The sequence below is a fragment of the Glacieibacterium sp. genome (genome assembly GCF_965200405.1).
In the GTDB taxonomy this organism is placed as follows: Bacteria; Pseudomonadota; Alphaproteobacteria; order Sphingomonadales; family Sphingomonadaceae; genus Glacieibacterium.
In genome coordinates, this window is sequence record NZ_OZ241356.1 from 2,328,628 (window position 1) to 2,345,142 (window position 16,515).

Here is a 16,515-nt window from a genome sequence, read left to right on the forward strand (position 1 = left end):
CCGGGAACGGCCAGCGCCCGCCCCTATGTCGTCATTCCAAACGCGCCGGTCGTTCCCGATTCAAGCCTCTCGAAAGTGTCCGCGAAATTATTTGAACGGCGTCTCATGCTGATTCCAACAGCAAAAAGCCCGACGATCATCATCGCCCAGGTCGACGCTTCCGGCACGACCGATGATCCGCCGTCAGCATTCGCGATCGCAATTCCGACGATGCTGTTCTGCGGCAGCAGGTTGGTGATGTTGAGCGGGATTATCGAAGTAGCGTCGTAGCCGAACCCCCCGGCCTGCGTCAGATCGTAGGTGATCAACTCGTTGAAGCCCGACGTCTGGATAAGCCCATATAAGTTGCTTCCATCGACAGCGATCGATGTGATGCTGTTCTGCGGCAGCAGGTTGGTGATGTTGAGCGGGATGACCGAGGTCGCGTCATAGCCGAACCCGCCGGTCTGCGTCAGATCATAGCTGATCAGCTCGTTGAAGCCCGACGTCTGGATGAGCCCGTACAGGGTGGTCCCGCTGATGGCGATCGACCGGATGCTGTTCTGGGGCAGGAGGTTGGTGATGTTGAGCGGAATGACCGAAGTCGCGTCGTAGCCGAAGCCGCCCGGCTGCGTCAGATCGTAGGTGATCAGTTCGTTGAAACCGGAGGTCTGAATAAGCCCGTACAGGGTGGTCCCGCTGATGGCGATCGACCTGATGCTGTTTTGAGGCAGGAGATTGGTGATGTTGAGCGGGATGACCGAGGACGCGTCGTAGCCAAAGCCACCTGTTTCCGTCAGATCGTAGGTCGTCAGTTCGTTAAAACCTGACGTGGTGATCAGCCCGTAGAGGTTCGACCCTGCGACAGCGATCGACGTGATGCTGTTCTGAGGCAGGAGGTTGGTGATGTTGAGCGGGACGACCGACGTTGCGTCGTAGCCGAACCCGCCGGTCTGGCCCAGGTCATAGGTGGTGACCTCGTTGAAACCCGGTGTTTGAATAAGGCCGTAAAGCGTCGGTTCCGCTGCGACAGCTCGTTCTGAGATCGACAGGAGCGCAAGGCAGCCGATCACCGATGCTTTGACGAGGCGAGTGTGCACAATCGTACCTCCAAAAGAAAAGCTGGAATCGGCTCGTCTATTGATTGGAAAGCTGCGACCGATGACGCGACGCTAAAGACTCTCAATTTCCGCCAATGAATACCGCATAGGATCGCCGGAAAATCAACCGCGAATTAAGAGGTCAGTTGACATCCTAGCCTTTCGAACTCGTCCCGAAGTCAGCAATGGAGATTTTGCCCGCAGCACAAATACAAACCGAAACCAGTGTCTGCTTCGAGGCAGCGAAGAAGCCAAGTGAAGGTTGCCTATCGGTATCCGACTTACGCGTGCGCGTGAGTTGGAGACTGCTTATCGTGAGACGAAGCCGGACGGCGTCATCTGCAGGCGCCTCAAGCCGATCCGGAGCAGTCTGATAAAAAACCATCCATCGCGGCTCAAGCGGAAAGGGCGGTCGTGCGGCGACGGCGGGCGATGATGCCAACCATACCGAACCCGACGAACATCAGCACCCAGGTAAGCGGCTCCGGCACTGCTGCCGCCGACGTATCGAAGTCAGAGATGGTGAATGTACCGCCATCAAAGAAATCGCTACGCGTGGTACCCTTTGCAACGTCTGCACCATGACCTATATATTCTTCAGCGCTTGTCGAGTCATAGTCAAAGACCGTTTTGCGAAATCCATAGATGTTGGCGATCTTTTCACCGTATAGGAAGTACGTGCCGTTTTGAAAAAGATTGTTTGCGGTATTTGTGTTGTGATCCCCAGTTGATTTGGATGTGATGATTGTGTCGTTATAGACTTTCGTATGAGTTGCCAGATTGGAGGGATCCACCATAACCAGGTTGTGTTGGAGCGACAAAATAATATTGCCATTATCAAATTTGGTCAGGCTTGCGTAACTACCGCCAATTAACGTGCCAAATAAACTTGTCTGGTAGATAGAAAAGCTGACGGGCGCTTGCTGACCTAAATTAACAGCAGTAACATAAGTGGTGTCGAAGTAACCGTCTATTCTGATCTGAAAATTACCGTTAAGCTTGCCCGTATATGCATCCCTGTCAATATGTGGCAGCGGACGCCCTGGATAGCCATTGAGCTTTGTGTCGACGGCGCTCACGATTGCGTTAAACGACGCCTCATACGAAAAATATTTAATCGTTGCCGCTGCAGGCCCTGCCGATGCGAGCACCGTTACACTGGTCAACATCAGCTTTGCGATTGCTTTTTTCATACTGCCCCCATTCACTCTAACTGTAGAAGCTTCGCGCTAGGTCAGGCGCTTAACAGATGTTGAACGCGATGCCATTTACCGCCCTTGCTGTTTTGGCGGTGAGCTCAATCGATAGCGGGAAGGGTGCGATGCCCGGCAGGTCGCCCGTACGGGGTTAATGGCCGGAGATTCAACGTCGGTGGGCTTTCCCGCGAATGGATACGAATGGTTGCCGTGGCAGGAAAGCTTGAGTTGAGCGGCGAAGCATGTAGCCAATGCACGACGGGGTCACCATCGGTGCGATATTGGTCATGCTGCGGCAACCACTGCGTGAATAGGCCGACGGTCGCACGCCAGATGTCGAGGACGGTGCCATCCAGCGTCGCTTCCGCATGAAGGCCGCCGGGCAATTCTACCAGATCGAGCCCGGAAACGTAATCGAAACCGCGCCTGGAATGCGTTTGCCCGGCGAATACGACGGCGCAGTCGTAACGCCAGCGAGCGCCTGGCGTGACGCGCGGACTGTCATACGCCATGCCGGCCAATTCGGCGCCATCCAGCACGCCTGCGGGAAGTTCTTCAAGAAACTTGCGCCAGTGGCCAGCGGTGTCATGGCCATAGAAGCGCCGAGCCAGAGCTTGTCGACTGCTTCGCTCGACCAAGCGGACTTCGTCTGGGAGCAGCGACGATCCGGATGCTCCGCCACTTGCCGGGCCGAGTTGGGCAGCAGCGTAATCTGCCTGAGTCTGGCCAAGGACGGCTGCAGCGAAACGTAACGGCGGCATGCCGAAGTGACGTGCAAAGGCACGCGTATAGGCTGACTGGCTGGCATACCCAAAGGATGCCGCAACGACGTCCAGCGGCATCGGGTCGTGCATCAACTGGTTGTTTGAGTTCTCGAGCCGAATGCGACGGCTGTACGCAGCACAACTCTCGCCGACCTGCTCCGAAAAGAGGCGCGAGAAATGGAACGGCGACAAGCCTACGCGCGCTGCCACATGGTCATTGCTGGGCACGGCTGTCTGTTCGAACTCGAAGATTCGCATCGCCAGGCGCACCCGCGGGTCCACTCGGCGAGCGTCGAACGGAGGCGTGTCGTTGCTCATGACTGCCATCTACACGTAAACGCATTGGTGCAAGTACATGAACGGATAGCATTGTCGTTCGATAAGCCGGCGTCTTTGCGATGGTTCGCCTGTGCATTCGGTCGGCGCGCGATCGAGGCCTGTTCGCTACTTTCAAGATAGAACGTGGCGATAACCGCACGTCGGCTAGGACAAACCAGTATCTGGGTTTTTGTCACATCTCGGACGTTGCCGGCACTTCAGGTAAACGCCCTCCAAGCAGAAGCCGACGATCCGCTGTCGACCACGTCATGCCAATCAGCCGTCGCCTTGGTGTGCCCGAAACGAGCCATAAGACGGAAAACACAGGGGCGACTTTCGGAGAGCGGTCAATCGCGTCTGAACGGCCGGGATCGGGTCATGGAAGGACGCGTTACGCCCCCCAGCAGCGATCCTCTTGTCCAAGCCATCAGAGCCGCGATCCTGATCGCCACAGCCTGCGCGATGCCGGCCCCTGCAGTCCCCGTACGGCGTCCGGTCAGATCGACGTTCTGATTCCCACGGTCGTTGCAGGATCATGGGCGCGGCGATAGCCGAAGTCGGTCTTTACCGAGGCGCCGCCGTTGGCGACCGACTGCAGGATGGCGTGCATGATGCGCATATCCTGCAGACCTTCCTCGCCGGGTGAGACGTTCGGCGACTTGCCCCGTACGACGTCGCCGAACCAGTTCATCTCGTTGCCAAAATGGTCGATCTCGGCGATCTGCGGCTGAGCGTCGGCGCGGCCTCCGATGATCTTGAGCGCGTTGCCGCCGTAGAAGCAGCCCGGATCCGCGACGATTCGCCGGTCGGTCCCGATCGCCTGCCACGACATCGTGCCCGGCTGGGAGAAGCAGGACGAGCCGTCGCCGATTGCGCCGGAGGGAAACCTCATCTGCCACGCAACCATGTCCTCGACCGTCTTGAAGCGCGGATCGCTGCGGTCCGTCCGGGCCCAGGCGCGGACCTCGACCGGTTCCTCGTTCAGCAGGTAGCGCGTGCCGTTGATGCCGTAGATGCCCATGTCGGCCAGCGCGCCGCCGCCCGACATTTTCATATTCAGCCGCCATGCGTCGGACGGATCGGACAGGCTCGTCTGCTTGCCCATCACCGCATTGACCAGTCGAGGTTTACCGATCGCACCCTTGCGCATGAGTTGCATCGCGGTGACGTTGACCGGCTCGTACTGACAACGATAGGCGATCATCAGCTGCTTGTTGGCGGCCTTGCCGGCTGCGATCATGCGTTCGCACTCGTCGAGCCTTACCGCCATCGGCTTCTCGCACAGCACGTGCTTGCCGGCCTTGAACGCCCGGATAGTGAAGTCGGCGTGCATCGAGTTGGGCAGGACGATGTACACTGCCTGGATGTTCGGATCCGCCGCGATGCGGTCGAAATTGTCGTAATTATAGATTGCGCTGTCGGGCAGGCCGAACTCCGCCGCCCATTTCTTCGCTTTGGCCGGGTGTCCGCTGACCAGGGCGGCCAGATGCGCACCACGGGTCTTCTTCAGGGCCGGCAGGATCTGCCCTTGGCTCAGGACGCCGAGCCCGACGACCGCGATGCCGATAGAGTCGGGAGATCGCCGGCGCGCCTGCGGTACAGCTGCCAGCCCCCGTGAGGCCAGCCCCGGCACTGCCAGCGCTGCGCCCATGCCGAGTTCGATCACGCCCCGCCTGGAAATCTCGCCGGTCATCTTGGCCTCCCTTGGCTTGCATTTCGCCACTTCATGGCACAACGCCTCGGAAGCTGGGAATGTGACGTTTTCAACGAGAGCAGTCGCCGCTTGCGCGGGGCTCTGAGGGAGGTTTGCCGATGGACGAGGCTCGACTGTCACGGCGCACCGTCCTCGCGGCATCGATGGCTGCGGCATCGATGCCCGTGCCCGCACTCGCGCGTGCCCCGCTGACCGCAGGCATGGTGGTGGAGCGGATGGAGGCGAACATCGGCGCCCCCTGGAACAGCCGCGGCGTCGACGGCTTCAAGTCGGGCTCGGCTGATACCGTCGTCACCGGCATCGGCACGACGATGATGGCGACCTTCGATGCACTGAAGGCGGCGGCGCGACAGGGGCTCAACATGGTCATCACCCACGAGCCGACCTATTGGTCGCATCCCGACACGATCAGCGTGATCAAGGACGACCCGCTCTACCTGCGCAAGAAGGCGTTTCTCGAGGCGCACGACATGGTCGCCTTCCACTTTCACGACAATTGGCACGCGTTGCGCCCGGTCGACGGGATCAACTTCGGTACGCAGCAACTGATGGGCTGGACCGGCGCGATGCACGCCGACAACCAGCGCATGTTCAGCATTCCGCCGACTTCGCTGCTCGGTCTCGCGCGGCAGTTCGAGCAACGCATGGGCATCCGGACGATGCGCGTCGTCGGCGATCCGGCGCTGCCGGTGTCGACGGTGTACGAAAGCTGGGGCTATGCGAGCCTGTTTCCCGGCGTCGCCTTCCTCAACAGCGCCGCCGACGTGCTGGTGATCGGCGAGGCGCAGGACTGGGACCTGATCGGCTACGCCTCGGACCTGGTCGCCTCAGGAGCCCGTAAGGGCTTGATCGTGCTGGGCCACGTCAAGTCGGAGCAATGGGGCATGCGCTACTGCGCCGACTGGCTGCGCGCCAAGGTCCGCGAGGTGCCGGTGCGCTACATCCCGCTGATCGAGCCCTATTGGAGCGTCGACCATCCGGTGCTCGAGATCGACACACGGATCTGATCGATGGCCATTGCACCCACCAACAGCGGCATCCCGGCCCTGCCGGCGCATAGCGGGCCGTTGACCGCGCTCCAGCTCGTCGATCGCATCCTGGCCAAGGCCGGTCCCGGATCGCCCAGCTCCACCGATCGCATCGTCGCGGGCGATCCACTGACGCCTGTCACCGGCATCGCCACCACGGCGATCGCGACGATGGACACGCTGGCGGCGGCCGCGAAGCAGCGTTGCAATCTGGTCGTCAGCTACGATCCGACGTTTTGGGCGACCGGCGACCAGCTCGACCGGCTGGAGGGCGACCCGCTGTTCCTGCGCAAGCGCGACTTCATTCGCGAGCATGGGCTGGTCGTGCTCAACCTGCACGACCGCTGGAGTGGCGGCATCGCCGACGGCATGGCGCGTCAGCTCGGTTGGGAGGGGTACCGCGACGGTCCTGCCGGCACCCGGTTCACGCTGCCGCCGACGACGCTGCTCGCGCTCGCCCGCCAGCTTCGAGCAACGCTGGACGACCGCACTTTGCGCGTCGTCGGCGACCCGGCGCTGCCGGTGACGCGTGTCGCGGCGAGCTGGGGCAATACCACGCAATTGTCCGGCATCGCACTGCTCAACAGCCCCGCGGATGTGGTGGTCTGCGGTTATGCCCATGAGTGGGAGACCGTTGAATATGCGCAGGACATGGTGGCGACGGGCGCGAAAAAGGGCCTGATCCTGCTCGGCGAGATCAAGTCGGTGGAGGGCGGCATGCGCCACTGCGCCGACTGGCTGCGCAGCGTGGTCACCGAAGTGCCCGTGACCTTCATCGCCGTCGCCGAACCGTATTGGAACCCGGCCCAGCGCGCTTGAGGCGGGTTGAGCGCGTCAGTCCCAGGCTCTTCCGGCCGAAGTTCTCGATCTGCGCAACGACTATACTGGCAAGGGCTGCGTATTGCGGTAATCGTCGCCTAAAACGTTGAAGCCGCACCCGGCGTCACGTCGTATCGTCTGCCAAGCGATAGACATTCTGCCGAACGTATCGAACAGCGATCGTGATCCAGGATCATCCCTCGAACCGGATGCGACTGCGGCTTCGATAAGATGATCAGTTTCTACTCAATGCGAATAGGCTATCAACGCATGGGACGCGACACACAGGGCTGTGCTGATCATGCCGGATGACGAAGCGGGCAGCGCTGCACCAGATTCCATTCCCGCAGAACTGACGTCACGCCGCCGAGCCATGCAGGTGATGGGTGCGAGCGTTTCCGCTAGCATGATTGCGGCGCTACCTGGGGCAGGCGCATCCGCACGAGCTGCCGCGGCTACACCGCTCACTATCCCAGCTCCGCGGCCCGTCCTCGTACCGCGGACAGACCTGGTAGACGCCCTCGAGTACGAACCTCAGGCGCGTCTCGTGCTGGGAGCCGCGAAGCTGGCCGTGATTTCGGGTAGCGATCGAACCGTTACCGATCGCATCACGCTGCGCCCCCGGATGAACATTCCGACGCGGGATCTGGACCTGACGAGCACATTGTTCGGCGACCGGCATTTCGCGCCGATCATCGTTGGCCCGGTGTCCGATCAGAGGCGCTTCCACCCCGACGCTGAACTCGCCACGGCGCGCGGGTCTTCCGCAGCAATGGCGGCGATGGTCGTCAGCAGCGATTCCAGCTTGCCCCTGCAGGCAATCGCGCAAGCGGCAACGTCTCCATTGTGGCTGCAGGTCTACGCCAGGAGCCCCAAGGTGAAGGAGTTGCTTGCCGAGGCGGGCGCCGCCAGGGTCAAGGCGGTGATCGTGACAGTGAATGCTGGCACCGCCGCGACCGGACCCGCGATGCCGGCTGGCGCGCCGATCGACTGGCCTGCCGTCGAGGCGGTCGTCAAAAGCACGTCCCTGCCGGTGATCGTGAAGGGCATCACACGCCCGGAGGATGCGAAAGAAGCCGTCGCGAGGGGAGCGAAGGGCGTGATGGTTTCCAACTATCGCGGCGGCAATGCCGCAACGCTGCCTGGCACGCTGCTCCTTGTCGCGCCGATCGTCCAAGCCGTCGGCGACAGTGTCCCCGTGCTGGTGGACGGCAGTTTCCGGCGTGGCACCGACATCGTCAAGGCTCTCGGCTTCGGTGCAAAGGGCGTGTTGATCGGCCGGCCCGTGATGTGGGGCCTTGCGGCTTACGGCGCCGATGGCGTGCAAGGCGTTCTGGAGATGCTGCAGACTGAACTGGCGCGGTACATGTGCATGTGCGGCCGCCCGTCGCTCGCAGCGGTGGATGCCAGCGTGCTGCGTGTTCATGCGCCCGTCTCCGCTGAGGACCGGACATGACCGAAATTGAGCGGTCGTGGCTGACGAATCCTTCGCGGCGGACTGCTTTGGCGCGGATGGCTGCACTGATGGCGGCGTCACCGATCGCCGCGGCCGCGGCGCAGACGGACCCCCGGCCCTTGAGCGAGCATCGTCGCGCGCTGAGCCTGGCCGAGATGCAGACGTCCTTTGACTTCGAGCCGGTGTTCTTCGGCAACGTGCCCTTGTCGGTGTACGACTATACGGCGCATGGCGATGGCTCCGAATTTACGCTGAGGCGAAACCGCCAGGCGTTCGATTGGGTCGAGATCATGCCCAGGCGTGCCGCCGTCCCAGCGTCGCGGATCGACTTGTCGTCCGAATTGCTGGGCGTGAAGATGAAATTCCCCATCCTGGTCGCGCCGACAGCGGCGATGCGGCCGTTGCATCCCGATGAGGAGATAGGGATGTTCAAGGCGGCGACGGCTGCTTCGAACACGCTGATGATCCTGAGCGTCAACACCAGCAGGCCGGTTACCGAGGTCGCGCCTGCCTCACCCGGGGGCACCTTGTGGGGGCAATTCTATCCGATCGAGGCCTTGGCCAGCGCGCAGCGGGTATTGGACACTTTTCAGAACGCCGGCTGCCACGGCATCGTCGTGACCGTCGACCAGCAAGCGTCCTATTATGAACGGACGGCGCAGGACCGAAACTTCGGCGGGGTCGTCCGCACGCGCGGCGCTGGTTCCGGCGCTGCAAGCGCAGAGCCCGTCGGGTCGGCAAGGTATCGGATCAACGGCGGACGTCTGTGGTATACATGGCAGTATATCGACGCCGTGCGGAAGATGATTAAAGGTCCGCTATTGATCAAAGGCATCCTCGATCCGGAAGATGCCAAGCTCGCCATCGAACACGGAGCCGATGCGATCATCGTCTCCAATCACGGCGGGCGCTCGATGGATTACGGGCCATCTACGCTGGAAGTCCTGCCGGAAATCGTCGCTGCCGTGAACGGCCGCGTGCCCGTGCTGTTCGATAGTGGCGTGCGTCGTGGCGCCGACATATTCAAAGCCCTCGCGCTCGGGGCCAACGGCGTCATGATCGGACGGACGACGCGCTGGGGACTGGCCGCTTTCGGCACTGCGGGAGCGCAGCGCCTGATCGAGATACTGCAGCAGGAACTCGTCCAAGCCGCCGCCGCCGCTGGGTGCACCAGACTCTCGGAGATCGACGCGACGACGATCAAGACGCGTTTCGCCTAGGGTCGGAACGGCGGGGCTGCCGCGTCGCTATTTGACGGCGAATGTCACCCGGAGTGCGCCTATCAACCGGCGCGGGAGGCGTGAGGGTTTGATCTCGCAAATCCCAGTCCTTCGGCGGCGGCGCCCACGGTGCTGACCTTCGAGGAACTGCTGCCGTCGACCAGCGGGCCTATCCCATGGTCGAACACCGCCGTCCTGACCCAGGGCTATCAGATCAAGAGCGCCGAGAGTTGCTGCACCTACGTCGGCACCGTGGCGCCGACGACGATATCGAATGGCGAGCAGTATCTCTCCTACATGGGCTTCGATACGACGCTGACCACAGTGGACGGCAGCAATTTCCTCGTCACCAGCTTCGATGCCAAGTCGGGGAGCGCGCTGACCACTGCGGACTTGCTGCTGCTGACTGGAATCCGCGCCGACGGATCGCAGGTCACGGCGGCGTTCAATCTGACGCACGCCTACCAGACCTTCAGCCTCATGGGCTTCGACGATCTCGTCTCCCTGACGTTCGGCGCGCCCGGCCAGGGCTATTGGGCTGTCGACAACATCGCCGTCGGCCCGTCGACGGTGCCGGAGCCGGCAGCATGGGCGCTGATGTTTGCTGGATTCGGCGCAGTCGGTGTCGCCCTTCGTCGACGCAAGCCCGCGCTGGCCTGATACCGGCCGTCAGCCGAACTGGCGTCGCGCGTGGCAGCGCGATGCTAGGCAGCAGGATACCGGGGTCCGGAGCTACCGGCTCGGGTCGAACGTACCGGCCTTGATGGCGATCGGCTTGGCGGTGGGATAGAACTGGACGAAGCTCGTCTGGACCGCGCCGTGCTGCTCGTGGCAGGCGTAGCAATCCGCAGTCGACGGGAGGACGCGGGCCGGGGTGTTGCCGCTGACTTCGAAGAATCCCCAGCCGGACTTGAACCGTTTCGTATCGCGGATGTGAAGCTCGATATAGGTCGCGTCGCCGTCCTGGAATTGTCCGGTTTGGTTGATCGACCCTTTCGTCGCGCCGTGCCGTCCCTCCTTGACGAAGGTCGTGCCTTCCGGCCAGCGGCCGCTGGCCTTGAAAGCGCGCCACGAGGCTGGGTCGACGAAGACGTTGTCGAACTCGTCGCCACCGGCGGGCAGGCTTTCGGCGCTGTAGTTCATGTTCAAGCCGGAGCTGAGGAAAATCCATTCGCGATAGTCGGTCGGCGCTGCAATCGTGCCGCTGGCATCGACGCGAGGCACAGGGCCGGCAGCCATCGTCATGACCAGCAGAGCCGGCGTCAGTAGTCTAAACGCGCGCAGCATCGACTGCTCCTTTTTTAGTGGGATGGGGCTACGGCACGACGCCGTCACCCGCCGACACCGTTCAATTCCGGATGATCGAGCGGCCGCGCTCCCGGCGCCGGCCATCGGAAACGCCGATTGGATTCGGCAATCGCCAGGTCGTTTATCGAGGCTTCGCGACGCCGCATCAGGCCGTTCTCGGCGAACTCCCACTGTTCGTTGCCATAGCAGCGGTACCACTGCCCGTCGGTCAGGCACTCATACTGAAAGCGCACCGCGATCCGGTTGCCGTCAAATGCCCAAAGTTGTTTGATCAGGCGATATTCAGTCTCGCGAACCCACTTTCGCGTCAGCAGGTCGACTATTGCGGTGCGACCGGTGACAAAACGGTCACGGTTCCGCCATTCGCTGTCGAGCGTGTAGGCGAGCGCCACCCGCTCGGGATCGCGGCTGTTCCAGGCATCTTCTGCAGCGCGGACCTTGAGGACGGCGCTCTCGCGAGAAAACGGCGGCAACGGCGCACGGGGTATATCGATGTTGGTCATGACGGCGACATCCTGGCAAGCGCGGCACGAAGCGCGGTGTTTTCGGTTTCGAGTTCGCCGAGGCGCGCCGCAAGCGGCGCCGATGCCGCGGCGATCTCGGCTTGGGTGAAGCGCGGCGTGATGTGTTGCGGGCAGTTCCAGTCGAAGGCCTCGAGATGGAGCACGAAGCCGCGCTCCGTGACGCCGCGATAGCCGGTCAGGTCGAGCGCCTCGGCCAGTGACCGGTCACCGCCAAGATCGCGCGCCTCGATCCGCGCGTAGAGTTTGAGCCGGCGGCGGTTCGGGTAATCCATCAGGACGATCGCGACGCGGTCGTTCGCCGCGGTATTGCCGAGGCTGATGTATTGGCGGTTGCCTCGGAAATCGGGGAAGGCGAGGGTGGTCTCGTCGAGTATCTTGAGGAAGCCCGGCGGACCGCCGCGGTGCTGGACATAGGGCCAGCCGGTCTCCGACACGCTCGCCATGTAGAAGCTGTCTCGCAATGCGATGAAAGCCGTCTCGGCAGGTCCGAAGCGGTCCGACGGCCGGCTGCTGCCGACCTTGTCGTAAAGCCCGGCACTGCCGTTCGCGACTTGCGCAGCAAGCACGCTCGGCGTTGTCGCGATGGTGAGAAAGGCGTTGGCCATGATCGAAATCCGATTGTCAGGGTGCCGCCGGCGAGCAGGGGGTCCCGCCGGCGGCGCGTATCAAGCGGCCTGCGCGGCGAGGACGACCGGGAAGTCGATGTCGGTCTGGGCGACATTGTTGACGTAGTTGGTCAGCACGTTGACCGCGACGCTCGCGACGATCTCGATGACCTGCGCTTCGCCGAAACCGGCGAGACGGACGGCGGCGATGTCGGCGTCGCTTACACGACCGCGTGTAGCCAGCACCTTGCGGGCGAACACCACCGCCGCGTCTGCCTTGGCATCACCGGAATGCCCGGCGCGGTTGAGGGAAATCTCAACCTCGTCGATCTTGGCCAGGTTCAGTCCAAGATAGGTGTGTGCCGACAGGCAATAGTCGCAACCGTTGGCCTCTGCGATCGCCAGCGCGATCCGTTCACGAGTTTTCGCATCGAGGGTGTGGCCAAGCGCGCTGTTGAGCCCGAGATAGCCTTCGAGCGCAGCGGGGCTGGTGCCGATGAGGCGGAACATGTTGGGCACGACGCCAAGCTGTTTCTCGACGGCGTTGAGCAACGGCTGTGACCTGGCGGGAGCGTCGGCGCGGGCGGGGATGGTCAGGCGGGACATGGGCGTTCTCCGGAGCGAGGCGCCGGGAAGCTCCGGCACAGCAGAGATGCACCTTTGCCGCTGATGCGATAATCCGCTTATCCTGCACTTTAATCATGTAGAAAGCGGGATAATCATGGATCAGCTCGACATGCTCCGCACTTTTGTCGCTGTCGCCGACAAGGCTAGTTTCAGCGAGGCGGCGCGTCGCCTGCGGATTTCGCCGACCGCCGCCAGTCGCTCGATCTCGGCGCTCGAACTGCAGCTCGGCACTGCGTTGCTGAGCCGGACGACGCGCTCGGTCAGGTTGACCGAGGCCGGTGCGCGCTACCTCGAACGTTGCCGCCCGGCGCTGCTCGACCTCGAAGACGCTGCGCTATCGCTGCGAGGGGGCGCCGCGACGCCGGGCGGGACGCTGGTCATCACCGCGCCGGTGACGTTCGGCCGATTGCACATCGTGCCGACTGCGGCTGCACTGCTGCGCGACCATACGGCGCTCAGGGTCGAACTGACGCTCGTCGACCGGGTGGTGCGGCTGGTCGACGAGGGCATCGACGTGGCGGTGCGGATCGGCGACCTTTCCGATTCCGCGCTCCATGCGCTCAAGGTCGCCGAAGTGCGCCGGCTCCTGGTCGCCAGCCCCGCCTATCTCGCCGCGCACGGTACGCCGGCCAGCGTGACCGCGCTCCACGACCACGCGCTCATCGCCTTCACCGAACTCGATCGTGGTCATGAATGGCGGTTCGGAACTGCCGGCAGGCCAGCGATCCGGATCGAACCGCGGCTGAGCGTCAATACCGCCGATGCGGCGATTGCGGCGGCTGTCGACGGCGTCGGGATCGCGCGGATCTTGTCTTATCAAGCCATCGACGCGATAGCTTCGGGCCAGCTCGTGACGCTGCTCGATGACGCCGCCCCCCCGGCCGTGCCGGTCCATCTCGTCTACCAGGCGAAGCGTAGCGCGTCGGTCAATGTCCGGGCGTTCATCGATGCAGCACGGGCTCGGCTGGCGCGGCTCGACCTGACTGGCGAGAAGGTCTCCGGGAAGGCAGCTCGCGCCCGATCATAGCATGGCGCCAACCGGTGTCGGTGGAATGCGTCGCGCCACGCGGCGCCTCAAACGTTGCGATCCTTCATGATCGATTTCAACCGTTCCGCGACTTCGTCGAGGCGGAAGGGTTTGCCGATCACGGGCATGCCTTCGAACTCGTCCGGCAGGACTGTCGTCGAGTCATAACCGGTGGCGAAGACGATCGGGACGCCGGCGGACTTGAGCATTGCAGCGATCGGCCAAACCGCTTCCCCACCGAGGTTGACGTCGAGCAGGGCGGCATCGAGTGACGGGTCGTTGGCCAGTGCCGCGGCCTCGGCGACTGTGCTTGCCGGGCCGACCATCTCCCAGCCGGCGTCGTCGAACATCATCTCGAGCGTCATCACGATCAGCGCCGTGTCCTCGACCACCAGGATGCGCGGGCGTGACGGTGCGACGATGTCGTTGGTGGCGGCCAGGCGAAGCGGCGTGCCGCTGTCCTCGGCATGCGCATCGAGGCGCAGGATAGCGGCGGCGGGCAGGGTGATTTCGCAAACCACGCCGGCCCGCTCGAAGCGGATCTCCGAGCGTCCCGCAGTTTCAAGCGACAGCGCGCGCTCGATGAGGCGCGAGCCGAAGCCGCGCCGCGACGGGGCGACGACCAGTGGGCCGCCTTGCTCGCGCCAGACCAGCCTGAGGTCGTGATTTTCGAGGCAATGCCAGTCGACGGAGACATGGCCGCCGGCGACCGACAGCGCGCCATATTTGGCAGCGTTGGTCGCGAGTTCGTGGACCGCTAGCGAAAGTGCCAGCGACGCCTTGGGGACGAGGACGACCGAGGGGCCTTCGACGCTGAGCTCGGCGCCGCCGCGGCCGTAGGCGTCCAGCTCGTCGCCGACCAGCTTGGCGACGGAGACGCCCTCCCAATTGCTCTGGGTGAGCAGGCTGTGCGCCTTGGCCATGGCACGGATGCGTCCGTCGAGATCCTCGACAAAGCCGGTCAGCGACGTGGCGCTGCGACTGGTCTGCACGACCAGCGCCTGGATGTTGGCGAGCGTGTTCTTCACCCGGTGGTCGAGCTCGGCCATCAGCAACTGGTCGCGCTCGTAGACGCGGGCACGCTCACTGGTCACCGCATCGATCCGGCGCAGTACGACTTCGAGAAGGGACAGGCGCAGGTCGAAGGCGGCGTCGCTGTCGGGCGGACTCCAGGGCGACGACCGGCCGCGCACGGTCTGCTTCCAGGCGGCAAACGACTTGCGCGGCGTCAGGCGTTCATCGTCCTGATGCATCTCGACCGGCTTTGATGGGTCGCCCGCCCAGGTCACCGTCTCGATCAGCTCCGGCCGGAACCACAGGATGAAGTCGCGCGACTCACGCGATACCGAGATCGCCAGCAGGCCTGAGCCGATATCTGCGAAAGCGGCAGCCGGCGGCCAGAGTTCGCTCAGCCGATCGGTGATGAAGATCCCGTCATTGTCGCGCATCTGCTCGGTCAGCCAATCGGCGAGGGCGGTGATCTGGGACTGGGTCGGTGTCGCGCCGGTCGACTTTACCTCGCTGCGGACACGGACCACGACCCCGCCCTGGAGATCGCCGCGCAACGACAGCCCACCGCCCTGGATATAGTTCAGAAGCAGCGACGCCTGTCGCATCAGGCCAGCCGCATAATCGTCGTCGAGCGCAAGGTTGCGCATCAATTGTTGAAGGATCGCACGATTGGCGAGCCGCTGTTCGAGCTGTATCGCCCGTTGCCGCGCCTCCAGCTGCATCGAGAACATCGCGCCGAACAGTTCGGCGACGGCGCGCAGGTGCCGGGGCAGCCGCTTGGGGCTGTAGTGGTGGCAGGCGATCAAGCCCCACAGCTTGCCCTCGCAGACGATCGATATCGACATCGATGCGTCGACGCCCATGTTGCGGAGATATTCGCGGTGGACCGGCGAGACGTCTCGGAGCATCGCATGGCTCATGTCGAGCGGCTCGCCGGTCAGTGGGTTGAGCGGCGGGATCAGCGGCGCCGGCGTATAGTCGACCTCGGTGATCATCCTAAGCCAGCTGGTCAGGTACAGCGTGCGCGCCTGTACCGGGATGTCGGTCGCGGGATAATGCAGGTCGAGGAAGGGCACGAGGTCGTCTCGCCGGCTTTCGGCGACAACCCAGCCACTGTCATCCGGCATGAACCGGTAGACCATCACCCGGTCGTAGCCGAGAACACGCCGGACGCTGCGCGCGCCCGCCTCGCAAAGCGCTTGCAACGATGGTTGCTCCGCCAGCCCGTCGAGCATGTCCTGGACCGCAGCCAGCGGGTCGGCGGCAATCTCGTCGCTGGTGTCCGCCGCTTCGAACTCAAAGATCAGGCCGGCGGCATTGCGGTGCACGCTGGCATCGGTCGGACGATCGGGGATGACCCGGCAGATGGGGTCGAGCAGATGTCGTGGCCTCGCCAGCGTCGAACTGCGAAGCAGCCTGCCGATATAGTCCAGTTGCGGTTGCGAGAAATATGCCGAGGCAGGTTCGCCGATCATGGCTTCGACCGGGGAGCCCAACAGCCCGGCGGTGTCACCGGCAGCCTGGAGCACGACCAGCGTATCCGGATCCAGCACCATCATCGCGCCGTGCGGCAGTATCGCTCCCGGCGTATGGATCGGCTCGCGATCGCAACTGGTCAGAAGATCGGATCGCAGGGTTTTGATGATCATCTCGATTGACGCAGTCTCGAAGCCGTACCAGCGCCGGCCGCGCCTTGCCTGTCAATAGCACAGGGTTTGGTACGAACACGCACAAAGTTCGGCTGTTCGGCGCCAGGGCCGTGCCAGCGAGATCGCGAATTTGCCTTTGCTTGACCGCGCTTGGGCCAAGCAGCGGCTAG

14 protein-coding genes and 1 pseudogene are annotated in these 16,515 nt (G+C 63.3%); 6 read left to right on the forward strand and 9 right to left on the reverse strand.

Going from position 1 to position 16,515, the window contains the following annotated elements:
• Positions 1-23: 23 nt before the first annotated feature.
• The 4 genes from ACOFKW_RS10945 to ACOFKW_RS10960 all read right to left on the reverse strand — a co-directional run bounded on the left by ACOFKW_RS10945 (position 24) and on the right by ACOFKW_RS10960 (position 5,050).
• Positions 24-1,079, reverse strand: coding sequence for a hypothetical protein (locus ACOFKW_RS10945; RefSeq protein ID WP_419814187.1), 1,056 nt, complete (start codon positions 1,077-1,079; stop codon positions 24-26).
• Positions 1,080-1,474: 395 nt separating this feature from the next.
• A complete protein-coding gene (locus ACOFKW_RS10950) occupies positions 1,475-2,272 on the reverse strand; it encodes a PEPxxWA-CTERM sorting domain-containing protein (protein ID WP_419814188.1) in 798 nt (265 codons plus the stop codon).
• Positions 2,273-2,376: 104 nt separating this feature from the next.
• Entirely contained in the window at positions 2,377-3,366 is a 990-nt protein-coding gene (locus ACOFKW_RS10955; RefSeq protein WP_419814189.1) for a helix-turn-helix domain-containing protein, read from the reverse strand.
• A 487-nt stretch (positions 3,367-3,853) separates the two neighbouring features.
• Positions 3,854-5,050: a Gfo/Idh/MocA family protein gene (locus ACOFKW_RS10960; protein WP_419814190.1), complete on the reverse strand. Its 1,197-nt coding sequence runs from the start codon at positions 5,048-5,050 to the stop codon at positions 3,854-3,856.
• 119 nt (positions 5,051-5,169) lie between these two features.
• On the opposite strand from ACOFKW_RS10960, the gene ACOFKW_RS10965 reads away from it, so the two are divergent.
• The 5 genes and pseudogenes from ACOFKW_RS10965 to ACOFKW_RS10985 all read left to right on the forward strand — a co-directional run.
• Entirely contained in the window at positions 5,170-6,078 is a 909-nt protein-coding gene (locus tag ACOFKW_RS10965) for a Nif3-like dinuclear metal center hexameric protein (protein WP_419814191.1), read from the forward strand.
• Positions 6,079-6,081: 3 nt separating this feature from the next.
• Positions 6,082-6,918: a Nif3-like dinuclear metal center hexameric protein gene (locus tag ACOFKW_RS10970; protein ID WP_419814192.1), complete on the forward strand. Its 837-nt coding sequence runs from the start codon at positions 6,082-6,084 to the stop codon at positions 6,916-6,918.
• A 547-nt stretch (positions 6,919-7,465) separates the two neighbouring features.
• Positions 7,466-8,374: an alpha-hydroxy-acid oxidizing protein gene (locus tag ACOFKW_RS10975; protein WP_419814193.1), complete on the forward strand. Its 909-nt coding sequence runs from the start codon at positions 7,466-7,468 to the stop codon at positions 8,372-8,374.
• Complete coding sequence (locus ACOFKW_RS10980) at positions 8,371-9,594, forward strand: alpha-hydroxy acid oxidase (RefSeq protein WP_419814194.1); 1,224 nt, start codon at positions 8,371-8,373, stop codon at positions 9,592-9,594. The genes ACOFKW_RS10975 and ACOFKW_RS10980 overlap by 4 nt, the downstream gene beginning before the upstream one ends.
• Before the next feature lie 567 nt (positions 9,595-10,161).
• Positions 10,162-10,254: pseudogene (locus ACOFKW_RS10985) on the forward strand (PEPxxWA-CTERM sorting domain-containing protein); the annotation flags it as partial.
• 72 nt (positions 10,255-10,326) lie between these two features.
• Here ACOFKW_RS10985 and ACOFKW_RS10990 read toward each other — a convergent pair.
• The 4 genes from ACOFKW_RS10990 to ACOFKW_RS11005 are packed head-to-tail and all read right to left on the reverse strand — an operon-like array spanning position 10,327 to position 12,637.
• The gene (locus ACOFKW_RS10990) at positions 10,327-10,881 is read right to left on the reverse strand and encodes a cytochrome P460 family protein (protein ID WP_419814195.1); all 555 of its coding nucleotides are present in this window, start codon (positions 10,879-10,881) and stop codon (positions 10,327-10,329) included.
• A gap of 44 nt (positions 10,882-10,925) precedes the next feature.
• Positions 10,926-11,405 carry a DUF1348 family protein gene (locus tag ACOFKW_RS10995; RefSeq protein ID WP_419814196.1) on the reverse strand — a complete coding sequence of 160 codons (480 nt, stop codon included), beginning with the start codon at positions 11,403-11,405 and terminating at the stop codon, positions 10,926-10,928.
• On the reverse strand, positions 11,402-12,031 hold the full coding sequence (locus ACOFKW_RS11000) for a pyridoxamine 5'-phosphate oxidase family protein (protein ID WP_419814197.1): 630 nt from the start codon (positions 12,029-12,031) through the stop codon (positions 11,402-11,404). The genes ACOFKW_RS10995 and ACOFKW_RS11000 overlap by 4 nt, the downstream gene beginning before the upstream one ends.
• Before the next feature lie 60 nt (positions 12,032-12,091).
• Positions 12,092-12,637, reverse strand: a complete 546-nt coding sequence (locus ACOFKW_RS11005; protein ID WP_419814198.1) for a carboxymuconolactone decarboxylase family protein — start codon at positions 12,635-12,637, stop codon at positions 12,092-12,094.
• A gap of 115 nt (positions 12,638-12,752) precedes the next feature.
• Between ACOFKW_RS11005 and ACOFKW_RS11010 the strand changes: the two genes are divergently transcribed.
• Positions 12,753-13,685, forward strand: coding sequence for a LysR family transcriptional regulator (locus tag ACOFKW_RS11010; RefSeq protein ID WP_419814199.1), 933 nt, complete (start codon positions 12,753-12,755; stop codon positions 13,683-13,685).
• Positions 13,686-13,732: 47 nt separating this feature from the next.
• Here the strand turns inward: ACOFKW_RS11010 and ACOFKW_RS11015 are convergent, their stop codons facing one another.
• The gene (locus tag ACOFKW_RS11015; RefSeq protein WP_419814200.1) at positions 13,733-16,345 is read right to left on the reverse strand and encodes an HWE histidine kinase domain-containing protein; all 2,613 of its coding nucleotides are present in this window, start codon (positions 16,343-16,345) and stop codon (positions 13,733-13,735) included.
• Between the last annotated feature and the right edge of the window lie 170 nt (positions 16,346-16,515).

What these genes read in the sequence shown, in the direction of transcription:
- ACOFKW_RS11005 (WP_419814198.1), bottom strand. Translation starts at nt 12,637, where the DNA reads ATGTCCCGCCTGACCATCCCCGCCCGCGCCGACGCTCCCGCCAGGTCA.
- ACOFKW_RS11000 (WP_419814197.1), bottom strand. Translation starts at nt 12,031, where the DNA reads ATGGCCAACGCCTTTCTCACCATCGCGACAACGCCGAGCGTGCTTGCT.
- ACOFKW_RS10990 (WP_419814195.1), bottom strand. Translation starts at nt 10,881, where the DNA reads ATGCTGCGCGCGTTTAGACTACTGACGCCGGCTCTGCTGGTCATGACG.
- ACOFKW_RS10965 (WP_419814191.1), top strand. Translation starts at nt 5,170, where the DNA reads ATGGACGAGGCTCGACTGTCACGGCGCACCGTCCTCGCGGCATCGATG.
- ACOFKW_RS10970 (WP_419814192.1), top strand. Translation starts at nt 6,082, where the DNA reads ATGGCCATTGCACCCACCAACAGCGGCATCCCGGCCCTGCCGGCGCAT.
- ACOFKW_RS10980 (WP_419814194.1), top strand. Translation starts at nt 8,371, where the DNA reads ATGACCGAAATTGAGCGGTCGTGGCTGACGAATCCTTCGCGGCGGACT.
- ACOFKW_RS10995 (WP_419814196.1), bottom strand. Translation starts at nt 11,405, where the DNA reads ATGACCAACATCGATATACCCCGTGCGCCGTTGCCGCCGTTTTCTCGC.
- ACOFKW_RS10955 (WP_419814189.1), bottom strand. Translation starts at nt 3,366, where the DNA reads ATGGCAGTCATGAGCAACGACACGCCTCCGTTCGACGCTCGCCGAGTG.
- ACOFKW_RS11015 (WP_419814200.1), bottom strand. Translation starts at nt 16,345, where the DNA reads ATGATCATCAAAACCCTGCGATCCGATCTTCTGACCAGTTGCGATCGC.
- ACOFKW_RS10960 (WP_419814190.1), bottom strand. Translation starts at nt 5,050, where the DNA reads ATGACCGGCGAGATTTCCAGGCGGGGCGTGATCGAACTCGGCATGGGC.
- ACOFKW_RS11010 (WP_419814199.1), top strand. Translation starts at nt 12,753, where the DNA reads ATGGATCAGCTCGACATGCTCCGCACTTTTGTCGCTGTCGCCGACAAG.
- ACOFKW_RS10950 (WP_419814188.1), bottom strand. Translation starts at nt 2,272, where the DNA reads ATGAAAAAAGCAATCGCAAAGCTGATGTTGACCAGTGTAACGGTGCTC.